The sequence below is a fragment of the Pantoea sp. USHLN298 genome, from assembly GCF_037149395.1.
Taxonomy (GTDB): domain Bacteria; phylum Pseudomonadota; class Gammaproteobacteria; order Enterobacterales; family Enterobacteriaceae; genus Pantoea; species Pantoea astica.
Window position 1 is genome coordinate 695223 of the sequence record NZ_JBBCRO010000001.1, and the last position, 16772, is coordinate 711994.

The 16772-nt window shown below is 56.2% G+C and carries 16 protein-coding genes; 14 read left to right on the forward strand and 2 right to left on the reverse strand.

The annotated features are described in order from the left end of the window. Window positions 1–50: 50 nt before the first annotated feature. The 6 genes from pabC to ptsG all read left to right on the forward strand — a co-directional run bounded on the left by pabC (window position 51) and on the right by ptsG (window position 6027). The gene (gene pabC, locus WFK59_RS03405) at window positions 51–866 is read left to right on the forward strand and encodes an aminodeoxychorismate lyase (RefSeq protein WP_336755000.1); all 816 of its coding nucleotides are present in this window, start codon (window positions 51–53) and stop codon (window positions 864–866) included. Next, window positions 863–1882, forward strand: a complete 1020-nt coding sequence (mltG, locus tag WFK59_RS03410; RefSeq protein ID WP_336755001.1) for an endolytic transglycosylase MltG — start codon at window positions 863–865, stop codon at window positions 1880–1882. The genes pabC and mltG overlap by 4 nt, the downstream gene beginning before the upstream one ends. Further along, complete coding sequence (gene tmk / locus WFK59_RS03415; protein ID WP_336755002.1) at window positions 1872–2507, forward strand: dTMP kinase; 636 nt, start codon at window positions 1872–1874, stop codon at window positions 2505–2507. Before mltG ends, tmk begins: the two co-directional genes overlap by 11 nt. Continuing rightward, window positions 2504–3493, forward strand: a complete 990-nt coding sequence (gene holB / locus WFK59_RS03420) for a DNA polymerase III subunit delta' (protein ID WP_336755003.1) — start codon at window positions 2504–2506, stop codon at window positions 3491–3493. Before tmk ends, holB begins: the two co-directional genes overlap by 4 nt. Window positions 3494–3511: 18 nt before the next feature. Next, window positions 3512–4303 carry a metal-dependent hydrolase gene (locus WFK59_RS03425; protein WP_233984623.1) on the forward strand — a complete coding sequence of 264 codons (792 nt, stop codon included), beginning with the start codon at window positions 3512–3514 and terminating at the stop codon, window positions 4301–4303. A gap of 290 nt (window positions 4304–4593) precedes the next feature. Next, on the forward strand, window positions 4594–6027 hold the full coding sequence (ptsG, locus tag WFK59_RS03430) for a PTS glucose transporter subunit IIBC (RefSeq protein WP_336755004.1): 1434 nt from the start codon (window positions 4594–4596) through the stop codon (window positions 6025–6027). 56 nt (window positions 6028–6083) lie between these two features. On the opposite strand, the gene bglB is transcribed toward ptsG, so the two are convergent. After that, the gene (bglB, locus tag WFK59_RS03435; RefSeq protein ID WP_233984621.1) at window positions 6084–7223 is read right to left on the reverse strand and encodes a beta-galactosidase BglB; all 1140 of its coding nucleotides are present in this window, start codon (window positions 7221–7223) and stop codon (window positions 6084–6086) included. A gap of 12 nt (window positions 7224–7235) precedes the next feature. Next, window positions 7236–8825, reverse strand: a complete 1590-nt coding sequence (locus WFK59_RS03440) for an MFS transporter (protein WP_336755005.1) — start codon at window positions 8823–8825, stop codon at window positions 7236–7238. Window positions 8826–9189: 364 nt separating this feature from the next. Between WFK59_RS03440 and hinT the strand changes: the two genes are divergently transcribed. The 8 genes from hinT to WFK59_RS03480 all read left to right on the forward strand — a co-directional run bounded on the left by hinT (window position 9190) and on the right by WFK59_RS03480 (window position 16742). After that, window positions 9190–9540 carry a purine nucleoside phosphoramidase gene (gene hinT / locus WFK59_RS03445; protein ID WP_094120399.1) on the forward strand — a complete coding sequence of 117 codons (351 nt, stop codon included), beginning with the start codon at window positions 9190–9192 and terminating at the stop codon, window positions 9538–9540. Window positions 9541–9560: 20 nt separating this feature from the next. After that, window positions 9561–9929, forward strand: coding sequence for a YcfL family protein (locus WFK59_RS03450; RefSeq protein WP_336755006.1), 369 nt, complete (start codon window positions 9561–9563; stop codon window positions 9927–9929). 11 nt (window positions 9930–9940) lie between these two features. Continuing rightward, window positions 9941–10534 (forward strand): penicillin-binding protein activator LpoB, encoded by a 594-nt coding sequence (gene lpoB / locus WFK59_RS03455; protein ID WP_233984618.1) that lies wholly within the window; start codon window positions 9941–9943, stop codon window positions 10532–10534. A gap of 16 nt (window positions 10535–10550) precedes the next feature. Next, window positions 10551–11333, forward strand: coding sequence for a thiamine kinase (thiK, locus tag WFK59_RS03460; protein ID WP_442956294.1), 783 nt, complete (start codon window positions 10551–10553; stop codon window positions 11331–11333). Between the two features lie 39 nt (window positions 11334–11372). Continuing rightward, the gene (gene nagZ, locus WFK59_RS03465) at window positions 11373–12413 is read left to right on the forward strand and encodes a beta-N-acetylhexosaminidase (RefSeq protein WP_336755007.1); all 1041 of its coding nucleotides are present in this window, start codon (window positions 11373–11375) and stop codon (window positions 12411–12413) included. Window positions 12414–12452: 39 nt separating this feature from the next. Beyond that, window positions 12453–12995 (forward strand): alpha/beta hydrolase YcfP, encoded by a 543-nt coding sequence (ycfP, locus tag WFK59_RS03470; protein ID WP_233984616.1) that lies wholly within the window; start codon window positions 12453–12455, stop codon window positions 12993–12995. Between the two features lie 211 nt (window positions 12996–13206). Then, entirely contained in the window at window positions 13207–14511 is a 1305-nt protein-coding gene (locus WFK59_RS03475; RefSeq protein ID WP_336755008.1) for an NAD(P)/FAD-dependent oxidoreductase, read from the forward strand. A 527-nt stretch (window positions 14512–15038) separates the two neighbouring features. Then, entirely contained in the window at window positions 15039–16742 is a 1704-nt protein-coding gene (locus WFK59_RS03480) for a ShlB/FhaC/HecB family hemolysin secretion/activation protein (protein WP_442956292.1), read from the forward strand. Window positions 16743–16772 lie beyond the last annotated feature (30 nt).

Here is a 16772-nt window from a genome sequence, read left to right on the forward strand (position 1 = left end):
TATCCCTCAGCCAGGGCTGAGGTCAGTCACGGCCGCGACAGGAGAAAACCATGTGGATTAACGGCATCGAACAATCAACGCTGGCGGCCAGCGATCGTGGCTTACAGTTTGGTGATGGCTGCTTTACCACCGCAGCGGTGCAGCACGGCAAAATCCTGTTGCTGGAACGTCATATGCAGCGTCTGCAAGAGAGCTGTGAGCGACTATTGATCAGCGGGATCGACTGGCTGCAGCTGGAAAATGAGATGCGCCAGGCGGCACAGCAGCAGACGCAGGTGGTGCTGAAAGTGATACTCAGCGCCGGCAGCGGCGGGCGCGGTTACAGCCGGAAAGGGTGTGGCGAACCGACGCGCATCGTCTCTCTGGCGCCCTGGCCGCAACACTATGCGGATCTACAGCAGCTGGGCGTCTCGCTGGCGATCAGCCCGATTCGGCTGGCGCGCAATCCGCAGTTTGCCGGGCTGAAGCATCTCAACCGGCTGGAGCAGGTGATGATCCGCACTCATCTTGACCAGACAGACGCCGATGAAGCGCTGGTGCTTGACACTGAAGGTTGGGTGGTGGAATGCTGTGCGGCCAATTTATTCTGGCGACAGGGCGCGGAGATTTTCACCCCGGACCTGCGCTGGGCGGGCGTCGATGGCATTATGCGGCGGTGTCTGATGGCACAGCTTGCCGCAGCAGGGCAGGCTTGCCGGATTGTCCAGTGTGAGCCTGACGCGTTGCTGGCTGCCGATGAAATCGTGATATGTAACGCCCTGATGCCGGTTCTGCCGGTACGACAGCTGGAGTCGGTGAACTTTACTGAACGTACGCTGTTTAAGCAGTTGTACGCAAGCTGTAAAAAGATAATGGATGCATCATGAGCCGAAGTAAGAAAATTCTCGCCAGCCTGCTGGCGATAGTGGGTGTCGCGGCTGCCTTGAGTTACTGGCAGATAAAACAGTTCGCGTCCACTCCCTTAACCCTGCACCAGGAAACGATCTATACGCTGCCTGCCGGTACCGGCCGGGTAGCGCTGGAAGCCCAGTTAGAAAGTCAACACATTATTCCGCACAGCATCTGGTTTGGCGCGTTACTCAAGGTTGAGCCGGAACTGGCGACCTTTAAAGCCGGGACTTACCGCCTGGAGCCAACCATGACGGTGCGTTCGCTGCTACAGCTGCTGGCCAGTGGCAAAGAGGCGCAGTTTCCGTTGCGCTTTGTCGAGGGTCAGCGCCTGACTGAGTGGCTGAGTGAGCTGCGTAAGGCGCCCTACATCCGTCATACGCTGAAGGATGATCAGTTTGCTACGCTTGCCAGTGAGCTGAAGGTCGAACCGCAGCAGCTGGAAGGAAACTTCTTCCCGGACACCTATCTCTATACCGCCAACACCAGCGATCTGTCGATTCTGCAGCGCGCCCACGAGCGGATGAAGAAAACCATCGATCAGGTCTGGCAGGAAAGGGCGGATAACCTGCCCTATAAAACACCACAGGATCTGGTGACGATGGCCTCGATCATTGAAAAAGAGACCGCCGTCAGTGAAGAGCGCGCCCGTGTCGCTTCGGTGTTTATCAACCGGCTGCGTACCGGAATGCGGCTGCAAACCGATCCTACGGTGATTTATGGCATGGGCCAGGCCTACAACGGCACCCTGACGCGTAAAGACCTGGAGACGGCAACCGATTACAATACCTATATCATTAATGGTCTGCCGCCAGGCCCGATTGCGATGCCAGGCAAAGCGTCGCTGCAGGCGGCGGCTCACCCGGAAAAGAGTAATTACCTCTATTTTGTGGCGGATGGAAAGGGCGGCCATACCTTTACCACCAATCTGGCCAGCCATAACCGGGCGGTGCAGGTTTACCGGCAAACGCTGAAGGAAAAAAATGAACAGTAAGTTTATCGTCATTGAGGGCCTGGAAGGCGCTGGTAAAACCACCGCGCGCGAGGCGATTGTCGCCACGCTGCGTGAACGCGGGATTGAAGAGATGGTCTTCACCCGTGAACCCGGTGGAACGCCGCTGGCGGAGCAGCTGCGGGTGCTGGTCAAGCAAGGCATTGAAGGTGAGCAGGTGACCGATAAAGCGGAACTGCTGATGCTCTATGCGGCACGGGTGCAGCTGGTTGAAACGGTGATCAAACCGGCGCTGGCCCGTGGTGCCTGGGTGATTGGCGATCGTCACGATCTCTCTTCACAGGCTTACCAGGGAGGCGGACGCGGGCTCGACAGTGAGCTGATGCGTACCCTGCGCGATGCGGTGCTGGGCGATTTTCGCCCCGATCTGACGCTCTATCTTGATGTCACGCCAGATATCGGCCTGCAACGCGCCCGGGCGCGCGGCGCGCTGGACCGCATTGAGCAGGAATCGCTGCGCTTTTTTGAACGTACCCGCGATCGTTATCTGGCGCTGGCGGCAGAAGATCCTGCCATTCTGACCATCGATGCTACCCAGTCGCTGCAGCAAGTGACAGTGTCACTTCAGGCCGCTCTCAAGGGCTGGCTGGCGGAGCAGGCGGGATGAACTGGTATCCGTGGCTGAATCAGCCCTACCGCCAGCTGATTGCTCAGCATCAGGAGGGTCGCGGTCACCATGCGCTGTTAATTCAGGCGATGGCCGGAATGGGCGATGAAGCGCTGGTATGGGGCGTAAGCCGCTGGCTGATGTGCCAGCAGCCTGACGGACTGAAAAGTTGTGGTCAGTGCCACGGATGTCAGCTGATGCAGGCTAACACCCATCCGGACTGGTATCGGCTGGAAGCGGAGAAAGGTAAAAATACTCTGGGCATCGATGCGGTGCGTCAGGTCACGGAAAAAATGTACCATTTTGGTCAGCAGGGCGGTGCCAAGATTGTCTGGCTGCCCGATGCGGCTCAGCTTTCAGAAGCAGCCGCCAATGCTCTGCTGAAAACGCTGGAAGAGCCGCCAGCCAATAGCTGGTTCTTTCTCAGCAGCCGCGATCCTTCGCGCCTGCTGGCGACGCTGCGCAGCCGCTGCATGACGCTGCATCTGTCGCCACCGGACGAAGGGCAGAGCCTGCACTGGCTGAAAAAGCAGTCAGATCAGGATGAAACGATGCTGGTGGCGGCGCTGCGACTCAGTGCCGGTGCGCCTGAAGCAGCACTGAATCTGCTGGCAGCAGGCCCGTGGCAGGCGCGGCAGAAACTGTGCGATGCGCTGCCCGCGGCACTGCAACAGGATATTCTGCAGCTGTTGCCGGTGCTCAACGCCGATGACGCGGCGGTACGCATTGGCTGGCTGCTCTCCCTGCTGCTGGATGCGATGAAGTGGCAGCAGAATGCGGGTCAGTGGCTCAGTAACGTTGACCGTCAGGACGTGGTGCTGCTGCTGGCCGAACACTTTAGCCCTACGGCGCTTAACAGCAGCGCGCAGGGCTGGATGCGCTGTCGTGAGCAGTTACTGCACGTGGCGGCGGTTAACCGCGAATTATTGCTGACCGACCAGCTGCTGAGCTGGGCTGATAACATGAAGCCAGCGCTGATCGGCTAACCCTTTTTGAGAGTAACTATGTTTATTGTTGATTCCCATTGCCATCTCGATGGCCTGGATTATGAGAAAAACCATCACGACCTGGACGATGTGATCGCCAAAGCGGCGGCGCGCGATGTGAAATTTATGCTGGCGATCGCCACCACGCTGCCCGGATTTCATACTCTGAAAGCGCTGGTTGGCGACCGGTCGAATATTGCGCTCTCCTGTGGTGTTCATCCACTTAATCAGGAAGAGGCTTATGACGTCGAGGAGTTTCGCCGTCTGGCCGCCGATCCACAGGTAGTGGCGCTGGGCGAAACCGGTCTGGATTATTACTACCAGCAGGAGACCAAAGCGCAACAGCAGGCGTCTTTCCGCGAGCATATCCGCACCGGCATTGCCCTGAATAAACCGATCATTGTGCATACCCGGGATGCGCGTGAAGACACGCTGGCCATCCTGCGTGAAGAGCAGGTTGAACGTTGCGGCGGTGTTCTGCACTGCTTCACTGAGGATCAGCCTACCGCTGCTAAACTGCTGGATATGGGTTTCTACATTTCTTTTTCCGGCATCGTCACCTTCCGTAATGCGGAGCAGTTGCGTGAGGCGGCCCGCTATGTGCCGCTGGATCGGATGCTGGTTGAAACCGATTCGCCTTATCTGGCGCCGGTCCCTTACCGTGGCAAAGAGAATCAGCCCGCCTATACTCGTGATGTGGCAGATTACCTGGCGGTGCTAAAAGGCGTGGATATCGACACGCTGGCGGCCACCACAACCCGTAACTTTTCTGAGCTGTTCCATATCCCGATGAGTCGGCTGGGCGCCTGAGTCCGCGGTTTATTTCAGACTCTGTAATTAATCTGTAATCTGCGCATATGGTCTTGTTTTCCTGACAAGACCAGCGTTTTATTGCTGATAATTCGTGCGGGTCAGTAAGATATTTCGTAAAGTGCACGGCTGCGATTGTCGAAACGTGATAACCGTCAAAGTAACAAACAGCGATTTATTTTACCCTTCGTAATAAATCAAAAGGCGGATACCGCCAACCGGTAAAGAATCCTCCCTCTTTACCACGCGCACTGCGCGAAATATGCACTCATACTCAGGAGCTTCACGCTATGTTCAAAAATGCTTTTGCCAACCTGCAAAAGGTCGGTAAATCGCTCATGCTACCGGTATCGGTTCTGCCGATTGCCGGGATTTTGTTAGGTGTCGGTTCGGCCAACTTCAGCTGGTTGCCTGCAGTGGTTTCGCATGTGATGGCAGAAGCGGGCGGATCGGTGTTTGCCAATATGCCGCTGATTTTCGCCATCGGTGTGGCGCTGGGCTTTACCAATAACGACGGTGTATCGGCGCTGGCTGGCGTGGTTGCATACGGCATCATGGTGAAAACCATGGCGGTTGTCGCACCGCTGGTGCTGCATCTGCCTGCGGCAGAAATTGAGGCGAAACACCTGGCGGATACCGGGGTACTGGGCGGAATTATCGCCGGTTCCATCGCCGCGTACATGTTTAATCGCTTTTACCGCATCAAGCTACCAGAATATCTGGGCTTCTTTGCCGGTAAGCGTTTTGTGCCGATTATTTCCGGTCTGGCAGCTATCATTCTCGGCGTGCTGCTCTCCTTTATCTGGCCACCGATAGGTTCCGCGATTCAGGAATTCTCGCAGTGGGCTGCCTATCAAAACCCGGTTGTCGCCTTTGGTATTTATGGCGTAATTGAACGCGCGTTGGTGCCATTTGGTCTGCATCACATCTGGAACGTTCCTTTCCAGATGCAGATCGGTGAATACACCAATGCGGCCGGTCAGGTGTTCCACGGCGATATCCCACGTTACATGGCAGGTGACCCGACCGCAGGCAAACTCTCCGGTGGCTTCCTGTTCAAAATGTATGGTCTGCCAGCCGCAGCGATTGCTATCTGGCACTCCGCGAAGCCTGAAAACCGTGCCAAAGTGGGCGGTATCATGATCTCCGCTGCGCTGACTGCGTTCCTGACCGGTATCACCGAACCGATTGAATTTTCATTCATGTTCGTTGCGCCGATTCTGTACGTAATCCATGCGCTGCTGGCTGGTCTGGCTTTCCCAATCTGTATTCTGCTCGGAATGCGTGACGGTACCAGCTTCTCGCACGGTCTGATCGACTTTATCGTACTGAGCGGTAACAGCAGCAAAATCTGGCTGTTCCCGATTATCGGTATCATCTACGGTCTGATTTACTACACCATCTTCCGCGTGCTGATCGCTAAACTGGACCTGAAAACCCCAGGCCGTGAAGAGACCAGCACCGAGCAGTCCACGGCGACCGGCACCGAAATGGCGGGCAAACTGGTTGCAGCATTTGGTGGTAAAGAGAACATCACTAACCTTGATGCCTGTATCACCCGCTTACGTGTCAGCGTGGCTGACGTGGCGAAAGTGGACCAGACCGAACTGAAAAACCTTGGCGCGCGTGGCGTCGTGGTAGCCGGTTCAGGCGTTCAGGCGATTTTCGGTACCAAGTCCGATAACCTGAAAACCGATATGGATGATTACATCCGCAGCATGTAATGGTTGCTGAGTAACAAAAAAGCCCCGCTGAGCGGGGCTTTTTTTATGGCCAGGGTTTACAGGTAAACGCGCAGATACTCGGTCAGGCAGAGCAGCGCCATCGCCTGGCCATAGGGCATCGAGGTCAGCGGCACGTTGCGATAGTAGTCCAGATCGCTGCCCATCGCGGTACCAAACGATACCTGCTTCAGTTCGCCGTCGTCATCGATGTTGGCAATCACACCACGCAGCGCCTTTTCCGCCATCTCACGGTATTCCGCTGGCAGATAACGCTTGCGTACCGCTTTCAGAATGCCATAGGCAAAACCCGCGGTGGCCGAGGCTTCCGGATAGCTCTGTGGGTCGTCAAGCAGGGTATGCCAGAGGCCGCTGCTGTGCTGACACGCCTGCAGGGCCTTCACCTGAGAGGCCAGCACCTGCTGCAGGAAGCGGCGGGTTGCATGATGCTCAGGCCAGTTCATCATCTCCAGAAAATCAGGAATAACGATGGTCAGCCAGCTATTACCGCGCGCCCAGCGTGCGTTGGCAAAATTATGGCGACCATCAAAGTTCCAGCCGTGGAACCACAGACCCGTTTCCCGATCCATCAGGTACTGGGTATGCAGCAGGAACTGGTAACTGGCTTCTTCGACCCACTCGTCACGTTTCAGCAACTGGCCGATTTTTGCCAGTGCCATCACGCTCATCATCAGCGTGTCGTCCCACAGTTGCTGGGTGTTTTCATTGTTATACACGATGTGTTGCAGGCCGCCCTGTTCGGTACGCGGCATTTCGTACATCACCCATTCTGCCCAGCGCTCCAGCACCGGCAGCCATGCGGCGTTGCCAGTCTCTTCGTAGCGGTAAGCCAGGGTGAGAAACGGGCAAACGGTATTCACATTTTTGGTTGGCGTTCCCTCCGCCAGCCGCTCAGCAAACCAGTCATCAATGATCGCCAGCGTCTGCTGGTCACCGGTTTGCTGATAGTAGTGCAGCATGCCATACAGGCCGATGCCGTGTGTCCATTCCCAACCCGCCCAGCCTTTGGTATCAATCACCCGGCCATCGTCCAGCCGCAGCAGAAACTCGCCGGTTTCATCGGTGATATTGACCAGATTTTGTGTCAGCTTTTGAATCAGCTGTACCAGTTCGCTGCGTGGCAGCAGATGTTCAGGTTGGCACAATAACGCGCTGTGTTTAACGGGAAATACAGTCATGGTTTATTCCTGTCACTTTAAGGTCGGATTTATAGATGAGAGTAAAGGGGACTGCGTCGCTAACTTTGGCGCAGCAGGCTTCATGCGATTCAGGAAGCCAATGTTGTTGTTGCCCCACAGATTTTCATAGGGCATGCCCGCCAGCGTTTCGACAATCTGTCGCGCTTCGGGAGTGATTTTTTCCGGCACGATACGTCCCGCTTCCCGCATCTTCAGCGTCTCTTCACGCAGCACGGTGTGGGTCTGCAGATTCAGCTTGAAGCGCAGTGATACCAGGAAGCCGCAGGTGAGGACTGCCACCGTGCCCAGGCTGAGGATCGCCAGAATCGTGTGGCTGACGCCCGGCACCTGAGTCGCCTGGCCGGAGACAAAGCCTGACAGCTGCAGCACGATGCCAACCAGCATCACCGCCCCGGCCTGCGACGCCTTGCGGGTTAAGGTCATGATACCGGCGAAAATACCTTCACGACGCTGGCCGGTGATCACCTCATCCACATCGGCAATGTAGGTATAGGTGTTCCACGGCACATAGTTAATGCCGCCGCGTCCCAGACCAGCTACTGCGGAAATCAGTAACAGTAGCGCGAGGTTATCGTTCATTCCGGCATACCACAGCAGGGCATATGAGAGTGCCGCCAGCCCGAACAGCACCGCCACCAGACGATAGGCGGGCGCTGGCCCCATGCGGATACAGAGCGGAATCATCCCCATCACCGCGATAAACTGTAATACCGCCATGGTGCCCATCAGATTCGAGGCAACCTGGGCGCTCTGCATCAGGACAAACACCACATACCAGGTAAAGACGGCGTTAAACACGTCCTGCGCGATATAACCGCCAAGATACATGCCAAGGTGCTGGCGGAAGATACGAATGCGTAAGGTTGAGGTCAGTTCGACATGCAGTCGCTTGAGGTTCTGAATCAGCGTCAGCTGCTGTTTTTCCTGCTCAGCACGGCGTGACTCGGCAGAAAAATCATCCGGATGCCGTTCCCAGGTAAAGAACCACACCAGCGTCAGCACCAGGGCGCAGATGATGGAGAAAACCAGGCTGGCATAGAAAAAGGAGTGCGGATTGTCTTTGCCGAGCGCGCCCAGCAGGATACCGGGTAAAAACGCCGCCAGAATAGCGGAAAGCTGGGCCAGGCCGATGCGGGCACCCGAGAAGCGGGTTTTCTGTTTGAAATCGTCGGTCATCTCAGGAACCAGCGTTTCATAAGGCACCAGAATCATGGTGTAGACCATATCGAACAGCAGATAGGTGCAGAGATACCACCAGAAATTCATGTCACTGATCCACATCAGGCTATAACTGAAGACGCAGGGTATGCCTAACAGGATAAAGAATTTGCGCCGGCCAAAGCGCTTGCCCAGCCAGGTCGAGCCGAAGTTATCGGTCAGGAAGCCCATTAGCGGGCTGACGACGGCATCCAGTACGCGGGCAGCAGCAAAGATCAGGGTCGCCTCAATCGGCGTCAGCCCACAAAAGGTGGTGTAGAAATAGAGCAGCCAGGCGGCGGTCAGCGCCGTAGTACCTGCTCCCAGAAAATCCCCGGAACCGTAAGCCAGATAATGGCCAAGACCAATCTTACGTGAGCGCATGGTGAGTGCTCCTTGATGGTGAATGTCGGTAAATCCCTCATGACGACGCCGGGCTTTTCACCCGGACTGGTAAGCAAAGTAGAACTGCAACGACGGCTTAACCTTCGTGATTTGGCAAACGTCCGGGGTGAAGTGGCAATCATACAAAGAAAAGGGCGGCTAAAATCTAATTTATAAAACGGCGTTTCATTTTTGTGCTGTAGCGCGCATCAATATGCACGATCCGGAGCGAGGTTTAACCGGGGCTGAGAAGCGAGGCTGTAAAGAGAGGCGAACAATGTAAGAAAAGTGGACCTGAGGTTGAAAGAAAACAAATTTCTCCCGCATACTGCTTGATTACGACTCAGGCTCAAGGAATTGCACCATGGCTGAAGAAACCATTTTTAGTAAAATTATCCGCCGCGAAATCCCCGCTGATGTGGTTTATCAGGATGAACTGGTCACCGCGTTCCGCGATATCTCGCCAAAAGCGCCAACCCATATTTTGATCGTGCCGAATGTGCTGATCCCAACGGTGAATGAGGTTGAAGCGGCGCATGAACATGCGCTGGGCCGCATGTTTACCACTGCCGCGAAGATTGCCCGTCAGGAAGGGATCGATCAGGATGGCTATCGTTTGATTGTGAACTGCAACAAACATGGTGGTCAGGAGGTGTATCACATCCATATGCATCTGCTGGGCGGCGAGCCGCTTGGCCCGATGTTGTCAAACTGAACCTCTAACGGAAACGTGCTATGCGATCCTGGCTGATTGGCCTGCCGTTCCTGCTCAGCCTGGCCGGCTGCAGCAGTGATAAACCGATGATCAACACCTCGCAGTCACTGGTGATGGAGTCGTCTGTCTTATCCGCGGGCATCATCACCGATGAACCGACGCTGGATGAGCACGATGGACAGAAGCGTGCCGCCAGCGTGCTCTATAATCAACGCGAAACGCCGGTGATTGTGCACTATCGTTATTACTGGTACGACGACAAGGGGCTGGAAATCACCCCGCAGGAACCGGCACAAACCGTCAGCGTTCCGGCACAGGGGAGCATTGTCGTGATGTCGCAACTGGGTAACCTGAGCGCCAGCAAGGTTCGCCTTTATCTCTATCTTTAAGGATTGTTTACGTGATACGCAGTGTTAATCGTACTGGAGCGCTTCTGATGGCGCTCATTCTGACCGGTTGTGTGGTGAAACAGCAGCAGCCAGCGCCGGTCGAACCGACACAGCCGACTGAGCCGGTGCAGCCGGTGCCGCAACCTGAGCCGGTACCGCAACCGCAGCCGATTCCTCAGCCGCCGAAGCTGAAAACCATTAACTGGGATGCCAGCGTTCAGCCATTAGTGGCGCAGATGCTCAGCGCCGCCAGCGCCGAGCCGGGCAGCGTTCTGCTGGTGGACCGGATTAAAAACAGCACTAATGGCGCGCTGCAAAGCGAGAAAGCGACCGCCGCGATTCAGAACGCCCTGAACAACAATGGCAAGTTCACGCTGGTCTCCACTGAACAACTGAATCAGGCCAAGCAAACGCTGGGTTTATCGCCGGATGACAGCCTCAATTCGCGCAGTAAAGCCATCGGTCTGGCGCGCAACGTTAATGCCCAGTATGTGCTCTACAGCAACGCGCAGGGCGATGTGAAAGCGCCGACGCTGCAGATGCAGCTGATGCTGGTGCAGACCGGCGAGATCATCTGGTCCGGTAACGGCGTTGCACAGAATTAATCCGGCTTTCCAGCGGATTATTCAGCAGGCCATCGGTGAGACCGCGTCAATGACCGTCACGCCGCTGGCCGGCCTGACCGGCCAGAGCCAGAAAATTGTCACGCCGCGCGGGACTTTTATCGCGCGGCCCGCACCGCAACCCGCTATTCCGTTTGTCGATCGGCAGCGTGAGTTTCGTCTGTTAAGCAAACTGCAGCCGGCTGGCCTGGCGGCATCACCGATCGCGGGCAACCGTCACGGCGTGCTGCTGGCATGGTCGGCTGGCGAACCGCTCGACAGCGCGGCATTCAGTCAGCAACGTCCGGCAGTTGTCGCACTGCTGCGACAGCTGCATCAGCAGCCGCTGACCGGTTATCGCCTGCTGCTGCGGCCGCTGCTGTGGCACTACTGGCAGGCGTGTCAGCAGCGACATCACCGCTGGCTGGCCGCGCTGCAGAGCCTCACCCGGCAGGGCGAGCCCCGACCGCTGAGGCTGGCACCGCTGCATATGGATGTCCACGGCGGCAATCTGATCCAGGATGCCCGGCAGCTGCGTTTAATCGACTGGGAATATGCGGCGGATGGCGATGTGGCACTGGAACTGGCTGCGGTCTGCGCGGCCGATCCGCAGCATCAGGCTGACTGGCTGAGAGAGTACGCTGACGCGGCACGACTGCCGTTGAGCACGCTTCAGCGGCAGGTGGCATGCTGGCAACCGTGGCTGCGGCTATTGATGGCCAGCTGGTATCAGCTGCGCGCCGAGCAAAGTGGCGATGAAACTTTGCAACAGATGGCTCGACAGAGCTGGGAACAGATTTAACGGCGTTGCGCAGCGACGCAATGCGACAGGATTCAGGTTATGACATCACATTTACCCGGCCCATTGATGCTCGACGTCGAAGGCTATGAGCTGGACGGCGAAGAGCGCGAAATTTTGCAGCATCCGCTGGTTGGCGGGCTGATACTGTTTGCCCGTAATTATCACGATCCGGCGCAGCTGGCGGAGTTGGTGCGGCAGATCCGCGCGGCATCGCACACCCGGCTGGTGGTGGCAGTGGATCAGGAGGGCGGACGGGTCCAGCGTTTCCGGGACGGCTTCACCCAGTTGCCGGCAATGCAGTCGTTTGCCGCGCTCCACGATGAAACGACCGCAGGCGAGCTGGCGCAACAGGCGGGATGGCAGATGGCCGCCGAGATGATCGCGATGGATATCGACATCAGCTTCGCACCGGTGCTCGACATCGGCCACATCAGCGCAGCGATCGGCGACCGGTCGTTTAATGCCGATCCGGCGATTGCGCTGGCGGTCGCCCGCCGCTTTATTGCCGGAATGCACGAAGCCGGCATGAAAACCACCGGGAAACATTTCCCCGGCCACGGGGCAGTCAGCGCCGATTCACACAAAGAGACGCCACGCGATCCGCGCGATGAAGCCACGCTGCGCGAGCATGATATGGCGATCTTCAGCACGCTGATCGAAGAACAGGCGCTGGACGCCATTATGCCGGCGCACGTGATCTACACTGACATCGATCCGCTACCCGCCAGCGGTTCGCCTTACTGGCTCAAAACGGTGTTACGCCAGCAGCTGGGCTTTAACGGCGTCATCTTCTCCGACGATCTGTCGATGGAAGGGGCTGCCGTGATGGGGAGCTATCCGGAGCGTGCGCAACAATCGCTTGCTGCCGGCTGTGACATGATTCTGGTCTGCAATCAGCGTCAGGGGGCTATCAGTGTGTTAGATAACCTGACCTTGATCGGGGCAGAGCGGGTCACGCAGTTGTATCATCGAGGCACTTTTACCCGCGACAGCCTGCAGGCAAGCCGTCGCTGGAAAAGCAATGCGCAGCAACTGAGTTCACTTCAGGAACGCTGGCTGGCTTATAAAGCGTCGCGGTAGCAGTGACTGCCCGGCGCTATCTCTACCTTGAGGATTATCATGATCATCTATCTGCACGGTTTTGATTCCACCAGTCCGGGTAATCACGAAAAGGTGCTGCAACTGCAGTTTATCGATCCTGACGTCAGATTGATCAGTTACAGCACCCGTCATCCCAAACATGACATGCAGTTTCTGCTGAAAGAGACCGATAAAATGCTGAGCCTGAGCGACGACGATCGGCCGCTGATTTGTGGCGTAGGGCTGGGCGGTTACTGGTCAGAGCGCATCGGGTTTTTGTGCGGCATCCGCCAGGCGATTTTTAATCCTAACCTCTATCCGTTTGAGAACATGGAAGGAAAAATTGACCGCCCGGAGGAGTATCAGGATATCGCGACCAAATGCGTCAGCGATTTTCGCGAACGCAATCGTGACCGCTGCCTGACCTTTCTTTCGCGACAGGATGAGGCACTCGACAGCCAGCGCATCGCCGATCAACTCCATCCTTTTTATGAAATTGTCTGGGACGAGTCCGAAGGGCACAAATTCAAAAATATCTCCCCACATCTTCAGCGAATAAAAGCTTTCAAAACATTGGGTTAAGCAAAAGGGCACCGCGAGGTGCCTGTTTTCGCTGCGTAATTTTCTGAGTTTTATCTGCCTGCTTTGATGTATATCAATTTTCTTATGTTCTCCTGTCTGCGCCATGCTATTCTGCCCTCAGATTGCGATTTTAACTTCGCCAACCCTATGTTTATTAAGGTTTAATTTAACCATTGATTAACTTTTGGTTCACAATTTGAGGGGGTCCTTGTTGACTACGTCTGTTAAGAAAATTGTTATCGTTGGAGGGGGCGCTGGCGGCCTGGAAATGGCGACGCAGCTGGGTCATAAACTCGGTCGTAAAAAGAAAGCCGAAATCATTCTGGTAGATCGTAACCACAGCCACCTGTGGAAACCGCTGCTGCATGAAGTGGCTACCGGCTCAATGGATGAAGGGATTGATGCGTTAAGCTATCTGGCGCACGCCCGCAACCACGGATTTGAATTTCAGCTTGGCTCGCTGACCGATATCGATCGCACCCGCAAAGTGATCCAGCTGGCAGAAGTGCTGGATGCCAACGGCGAGGTGCTGGTGCCACAACGCGAAGTGGCGTATGACCAGCTGGTGATGGCGCTGGGCAGCACGTCCAATGACTTCGGCACCCCCGGCGTCAAAGATCACTGCATTTTCCTCGACAACCCGCATCAGGCGCGCCGTTTTCACAATGAAATGCTCAATCTGTTCCTGAAGTTCTCGGCCAGCGAAGGCAAAGTGGAGAAGGTAAACATCGCAATTGTCGGCGGCGGCGCAACCGGCGTCGAGCTGTCGGCGGAACTGCACAATGCGGTAAAACAGCTGCACAGTTATGGCTTTAAAGGACTGGGACGCGAAGCGCTGAACGTCACGCTGGTTGAGGCGGGCGAGCGCATTCTGCCCGCGCTACCGCCGCGCATCTCAGCGGCCGCCCATCAGGAGCTGACCAAGCTGGGCGTGCGGGTGTTGATGCAGACCATGGTGACCAGCGCCGAGCGCCACGGCCTGAATACTAAAAACGGTGAGTTTATTGAGGCTGACCTGATGGTATGGGCCGCCGGCATCAAAGCCCCTGACTTTCTGAAAGAGATTGGCGGGCTGGAGACCAACCGTATCAATCAGCTGGTGGTGAAAGAGACGCTGCAAACCACGCTGGATGAAGACATCTATGCGATTGGCGATTGCGCCTCCTGCGCCTTGCCAGGTGGCGGCTTTGTTCCGCCGCGTGCGCAATCGGCACACCAGATGGCATCACGCGCCATGGAAAATATTCTGGCGCAGCGTCAGGGTAAGCCCCTGAAAGCCTACGTCTATAAAGATCACGGCTCGCTGGTCTCACTGTCACGCTTCAGTACCGTCGGCAGCCTGATGGGTAACCTGATGCGCGGATCGATGATGGTTGAAGGGCGCATTGCGCGCTTTGTGTACATCTCGCTCTACCGTATGCACCAGATTGCACTGCATGGCTATTTCAAAACCGGGCTGATGATGCTGGTCGGCAGTATCAATCGGGTAATCCGCCCGCGGCTCAAGCTGCACTAACCCCCACGCCTGACGCGATAGCGATCGCGGCTGGCTGCTGTTGTTATCCGGCCTCCTCATTCGTGAGGAGGCTTTTTTTTACCCAAAAAGGGAGGGCAGGCCTTTCAGGCGGATGATGGGTCAGGGTAGCCGCTTTAACACCCGCGCCGAAAATTCTGCTTGATTATTCAGTTAACAGTCGTTCCAGAATGATAAATCAGGTTAAAAAGAAATTTACAGATCCGATGGTGAGTAAAGTAAAAGGTGGAAGGCTTTGAAATAAATATTGAGCCATTTTATCGGAAACCCGCTACGGATGTGGTATTGCCTGTTCATGAGTGTCCGCGAAAAATTACCCACTCGCATCGCGAGTCGGGTGGAATTACTGGTAATTATCGGTACTTTTATCAGTAAGGGCTTCTGTTAAGTATTGTAAGTTTTGTGTAAGTTTTCTGCTTTTTTTTCTTGAGATTTTATTGCCCGGGCGCATAATGTACGCGGAATATACGGAGTGACATATTCTGTTACATTTAATAAATGGACCTATTATGCAGCCAGAAAATAAAGGACGATTTTCAGCAACCGCGATTCTGCTGTGCGCAATGATCCCGGGCATGGCTCAGGCTGCGCCGGGCGACGCGCAGTTACAGCATCAGCAGGAGCAACAAAAAGCGCAGCAGGAACGCCTGCAACCTCAGGCCCCGGATATCCGCTTATCCGAACCGGTTCCGTCGCCTTCACATCTCACTTTTCCGCACGAAACGCCCTGTTTTGTCATCCATCAGGTTACGCTTTCCGGGCAGGAAGCGCTGCCGCACTGGGTGCCGTTGCAGCGCCTTGCCAGCCAGGCCAATGGTCAATGCCTGGGCGTAAAAGGCATCAGGCAGCTGATGTCGATTCTGCAGAACCGCCTGATTAACCACGGCTGGGTTACAACACGGGTGCTGGCACCGCAGCAGGATCTGCGTCAGGGCGAACTGCGCTTTCTGATTGTGCCTGGCAAAGTGCGTCATGTGATGCTGACACCTTCATCGTCTCACTATGTGAACCTGTGGTCTGCGCTACCGGCGCATTCGGGCAATCTGCTGGATCTGCGTGACATCGAGCAGGGGGTGGAGAACCTGCAACGACTGCCCAGTGTCGAAGCGCATATGACGCTGCGGCCGGGTGAGAAGCCGGGTGAAAGCGACATTGTGATCGAGCGTACACAGCGTCGTTTCTGGCGGCTTGGTGCCTGGCTGGATGATTCCGGTACCGAAAGCACCGGACGTTACCAGAGCGGGTTGATGCTGGCGCTGGATAACCCTACCTCCCTCAGCGATCTTTTTTATCTCACCGCCAGTCGTGACCTCGGCTTCGCCGGGCGAAAAAGCAGCAAAAGTCTGTCAGGCCACTACTCGGTACCGCTGGGCTACTGGCTGCTGGGCGTTACCGCCAGCGATTACGACTACCACCAGACGGTGGCGGGCTACAGCCGTGATTTCCTCTACGCCGGTAAAAGCCGCTCACTGGATCTGCAGGCCAGCCGGGTTTTACACCGCAACGCGTCATCCAAAACCACCGTCAGCGCGGATGTGCTGGTCAGAGAGTCGCGCAATTTTATCGATGACACCGAAATTGAAAGTCAGAAGCGGCGCACGAGCGCCTGGCGACTCGGTCTGTCACATCGTCACTACATCGGTCCGGCGACGCTGGATGCCGGTGTCAGCTATCAGCGGGGTACGCGCTGGTTTGGCGCCATGCCCGCCTGGGAGGAGTCCTGGCAGGATTCCACGTACGCCACGGCGCTATCAAAAATTCTCAGCTGGCAGGCCGGGCTGACGACACCCTTTACACTGGGTAAACAGCATTTAAGTTACAACATCCAATATCGTCGGCAGATGAGTAACACCCCGCTGACACCGCAGGATGAGTTTTCGATTGGCAACCGCTGGACGGTGCGTGGATTTGATGGTGAACGCACCCTCAGCGCCAGTCGCGGCTGGACGCTGCAGAACACCCTGGCCTGGCAGACGCCGCTGCCTGCCCAGGAGCTCTATCTGGGCGTTGATTACGGCGAAGTGGGCGGTCACAGCGCTACTCAGGGCGGACCCGTTGGCCGTCATCTGGCGGGTGGCGTGGTCGGACTGCGCGGTGCGATCACGCCTGCCAGTCTCAGCTATGACTTTTTTGCCGGTACGCCACTGTCGAAACCCGATGGCTTTAAAACCGATCCGGTCACTTTTGGCTTCAGCGTCAACTGGAACTATTAACCCTATTCATCCCTATTGCTGACAATGGAC

Bases quoted from the DNA above. Each gene is read 5' to 3' on its own strand.
- pabC (WP_336755000.1), top strand. From the start codon at position 51: ATGTGGATTAACGGCATCGAACAATCAACGCTGGCGGCCAGCGATCGT.
- mltG (WP_336755001.1), top strand. From the start codon at position 863: ATGAGCCGAAGTAAGAAAATTCTCGCCAGCCTGCTGGCGATAGTGGGT.
- tmk (WP_336755002.1), top strand. From the start codon at position 1,872: ATGAACAGTAAGTTTATCGTCATTGAGGGCCTGGAAGGCGCTGGTAAA.
- holB (WP_336755003.1), top strand. From the start codon at position 2,504: ATGAACTGGTATCCGTGGCTGAATCAGCCCTACCGCCAGCTGATTGCT.
- WFK59_RS03425 (WP_233984623.1), top strand. From the start codon at position 3,512: ATGTTTATTGTTGATTCCCATTGCCATCTCGATGGCCTGGATTATGAG.
- ptsG (WP_336755004.1), top strand. From the start codon at position 4,594: ATGTTCAAAAATGCTTTTGCCAACCTGCAAAAGGTCGGTAAATCGCTC.
- bglB (WP_233984621.1), bottom strand. From the start codon at position 7,223: ATGACTGTATTTCCCGTTAAACACAGCGCGTTATTGTGCCAACCTGAA.
- WFK59_RS03440 (WP_336755005.1), bottom strand. From the start codon at position 8,825: ATGCGCTCACGTAAGATTGGTCTTGGCCATTATCTGGCTTACGGTTCC.
- hinT (WP_094120399.1), top strand. From the start codon at position 9,190: ATGGCTGAAGAAACCATTTTTAGTAAAATTATCCGCCGCGAAATCCCC.
- WFK59_RS03450 (WP_336755006.1), top strand. From the start codon at position 9,561: ATGCGATCCTGGCTGATTGGCCTGCCGTTCCTGCTCAGCCTGGCCGGC.
- nagZ (WP_336755007.1), top strand. From the start codon at position 11,373: ATGACATCACATTTACCCGGCCCATTGATGCTCGACGTCGAAGGCTAT.
- ycfP (WP_233984616.1), top strand. From the start codon at position 12,453: ATGATCATCTATCTGCACGGTTTTGATTCCACCAGTCCGGGTAATCAC.
- WFK59_RS03480 (WP_442956292.1), top strand. From the start codon at position 15,039: ATGCAGCCAGAAAATAAAGGACGATTTTCAGCAACCGCGATTCTGCTG.